Source organism: Phyllobacterium sp. P5_D12, assembly GCF_054049495.1.
In genome coordinates, this window is the sequence record NZ_JBFUMG010000517.1 from 1 (window position 1) to 3,145 (window position 3,145).

General features: G+C 55.9%; 3 protein-coding genes. All 3 read left to right on the forward strand.

Annotated features, from left to right (window positions below; all coding sequences use genetic code 11):
• The coding region (locus ACXJ5O_RS22770; protein WP_457301890.1) for a hypothetical protein at nucleotides 1-187 on the forward strand (187 nt) is incomplete at its 5' end.
• Between the two features lie 50 nt (nucleotides 188-237).
• Nucleotides 238-1,413 (forward strand): cysteine desulfurase family protein, encoded by a 1,176-nt coding sequence (locus ACXJ5O_RS22775; RefSeq protein ID WP_457301891.1) that lies wholly within the window; start codon nucleotides 238-240, stop codon nucleotides 1,411-1,413.
• A 168-nt stretch (nucleotides 1,414-1,581) separates the two neighbouring features.
• Nucleotides 1,582-3,111: a Fe-S cluster assembly protein SufB gene (sufB, locus tag ACXJ5O_RS22780; protein ID WP_457301892.1), complete on the forward strand. Its 1,530-nt coding sequence runs from the start codon at nucleotides 1,582-1,584 to the stop codon at nucleotides 3,109-3,111.
• Nucleotides 3,112-3,145 lie beyond the last annotated feature (34 nt).

Below are 3,145 nucleotides of genomic sequence, written 5' to 3' on the forward strand. Positions count from 1 at the left end.
AATGTACGCTGCGCTCCGGTTCTCGAAAACCACGCCATATGCCTCGCCGCAGCGACTTTCCAAACGGGCTCTTATTGATCTGCCGGGCTTGACGGCAATCAACAGCGACCATAAAACCAGTTTAGAACCGTTCAAAACTGGTGTAGAACTTATCTCGAACCGGCTTAATAGGCTGGTACGAGGCTGAATTTCAAGAAAATTGCGCTTTTTGCCAAAAGAACAGGAATCAGGAGAAGCATGGCCCGCAATCGCGCCTATCTCGACTACAATGCAAGTGCGCCGCTGATTGCGGCAGCGCGCGATGCTGTGGTCAATGCGCTGATGCAGACCGGCAATCCGTCATCCGTTCATCTGGAAGGCCGTGCGACCAAGGCAATTCTTGAAGCTGCGCGCCGCGATGTCGCCGCGCTGGTCAACTCCAAGCCTGATCATGTGGTCTTTACATCGGGTGCGACCGAGGCAGCTTCAACCCTCCTGACGCCATATTATACTATGGGGCGGGCGGCGATGCGCCTTTCACGGCTTTATGTCAGTGCAAGCGAGCATCCTTGTATCCTTGCCGGTGGACAGTTTCCGGCGGATCAGGTTGAGGTAGTTGCTGTTAACGATTGCGGCCTGCTTGATATGGAGCAACTGCGTACACTTCTTGCTGCCCATGATCGCAGCCAGGGGCTGCCGCTTGTTGCGGTGCAGGCAGCCAACAACGAAACCGGTGTCTTGCAGCCGATCGAGACGATTGGCGCGCTGGTGAAGGAATTCGGCGGGCTCCTCATTGTTGACGCGGTGCAGGCCGCAGGACGAATTCCGCTCGATATTACAACATCTTCTGCGGATTATCTGATCCTGTCATCGCACAAGATCGGCGGGCCAAAAGGCGTCGGCGCGATTGTGGCCGTATCTGATCTGGTGATGCCGAAGCCCATCATCCGCGGTGGCGGACAGGAAAAGGGCCATCGTGGCGGTACCGAAGCATTGCCACTTATTGCCGGGTTCGGTGCTGCGGCACGCGTGGCGAAGGAACGCCTGGATTCTGGCGGCTGGCCAACACAGAAACGCGAAATGATAGAACAGAGCGTGCGGGCGATCGCGCCTGACGCCATCATCTATGGTGAGGCTGTTGACCGTCTGCCCAACACCACGATGTTTTCACTGGCTGAGATGAAAGCAGAGACCGTTCAGATCGCTTTCGATCTTGCCGGAATCGCGCTATCGGCCGGATCAGCCTGTTCATCCGGAAAAGTCGGGCCAAGCCAGGTGCTCGCAGCGATGGGATATGGCGATGGAACAGGCGGTCTTCGGGTCTCAACGGCGCCGGATACGAGTGACGAGGAGATCGCGCTTTTTCTGGAAGCGCTAAAGATTATGGTCGCACGACGCGACCGCTCGAAACCAGCCGCGGCCGATGCCGCGTAAAGAAATTCGATTATCGGCAGATTATCGCCGTTAATTGAAAAAAATCCGGTGAATACCGGTGTTAAATTGTGCGATTGCGCACTACATAGAGGCAGATATTCAAGACGACATACTGCCTTGACGTTTGCAACTGCGGGACCTTGAACCCCGCGTGGATGGAGAACGCCAATGCCTGCAGTGCAGGAAACCATTGACCGGGTCCGTACGCTTGACGTGGACCAGTACAAATACGGCTTTGAAACCCTTATCGAAATGGATAAGGCGCCGAAGGGCCTTAATGCAGATATTATTCGCTTTATCTCTGCCAAGAAGAATGAGCCGGACTGGATGCTTGAATGGCGTCTGAAGGCTTATGAACGCTGGCTGACGATGGAAGAGCCCACTTGGGCGCGTGTGAATTATMCGAAGATCGACTTCCAGGACATGGTTTACTATGCCGGTCCGAAGAACCAGACCGGCCCGACGTCGCTTGCTGATGTCGATCCGGAGCTGCTGCGCACCTATGAGAAGCTGGGAATTCCGCTGAAAGAGCAGGAAATCCTCGCGGGTGTGCGCAAGGTGGGCGAGGCGAGCCCCAGCGACGAAGACGAAGAAGCCAGCGACAATGTCTACAAGTCCGGCCGCGTCGCAGTCGATGCTGTGTTCGACAGCGTCTCGGTAGTCACGACGTTCAAAGCTGAGCTGGCAAAAGCCGGCGTCATCTTCTGCTCGATCTCCGAAGCGATCCGCGAACATCCGGATCTGGTGAAGAAGTATCTCGCAACGGTTGTTCCGGTTTCGGATAATTTCTACGCGACGCTGAATTCGGCTGTCTTCACTGACGGTTCGTTTGTCTATGTGCCGAAGGGCGTGCGCTGCCCGATGGAGCTTTCCACCTATTTCCGCATCAATGAGCGGGATACAGGCCAGTTCGAGCGGACGCTGATTATCGCCGAAGAAGGTGCGTATGTGTCCTACCTCGAAGGCTGCACGGCACCACAGCGCGACGAAAACCAGCTGCATGCGGCAGTTGTCGAGCTGATTGCGCTTGACGACGCGGAGATCAAATATTCCACCGTGCAGAACTGGTTCCCCGGCGATGCGGAAGGCAAGGGCGGCATCTACAACTTCGTCACCAAGCGTGGTGATTGCCGCGGCGTCAATTCCAAGATCTCGTGGACGCAGGTCGAGACCGGTTCCGCGATCACCTGGAAATATCCTTCCGTCATTCTGCGCGGCGACAATTCACGCGGCGAGTTCTACTCGATCGCCGTTTCCAATGGTCACCAGCAGATCGACAGCGGTACCAAGATGCTGCATCTCGGCAAGAACACATCGAGCCGCATCATCTCCAAGGGTATTTCCGCCGGTAAGTCGAACAACACCTATCGCGGTCAGGTTTCAGCCCATCGCAAGGCCGAGAACGCCCGCAACTTCACCCAGTGCGACTCGCTGCTGATCGGTAATGATTGCGGCGCGCATACGGTGCCTTACATCGAAGCGAAGAATGCCACTGCGCAATTCGAACACGAGGCGACCACTTCGAAGATTTCGGAAGATGCGCTGTTCTATGTAATGCAGCGCGGTATTCCGGAAGAAGAGGCGATTGCACTCATCGTCAATGGCTTCGTCAAGGAAGTGATCCAGGAACTGCCGATGGAATTTGCCGTTGAAGCGCAGAAGCTGATCGGCATCAGTCTTGAGGGGAGCGTGGGATAATGGCACCAGTCACCGAAGACGCGCTAGACAGGCT

Coding starts and splice junctions, on each gene's coding strand:
- ACXJ5O_RS22775 (WP_457301891.1), top strand. CDS start 238: ATGGCCCGCAATCGCGCCTATCTCGACTACAATGCAAGTGCGCCGCTG.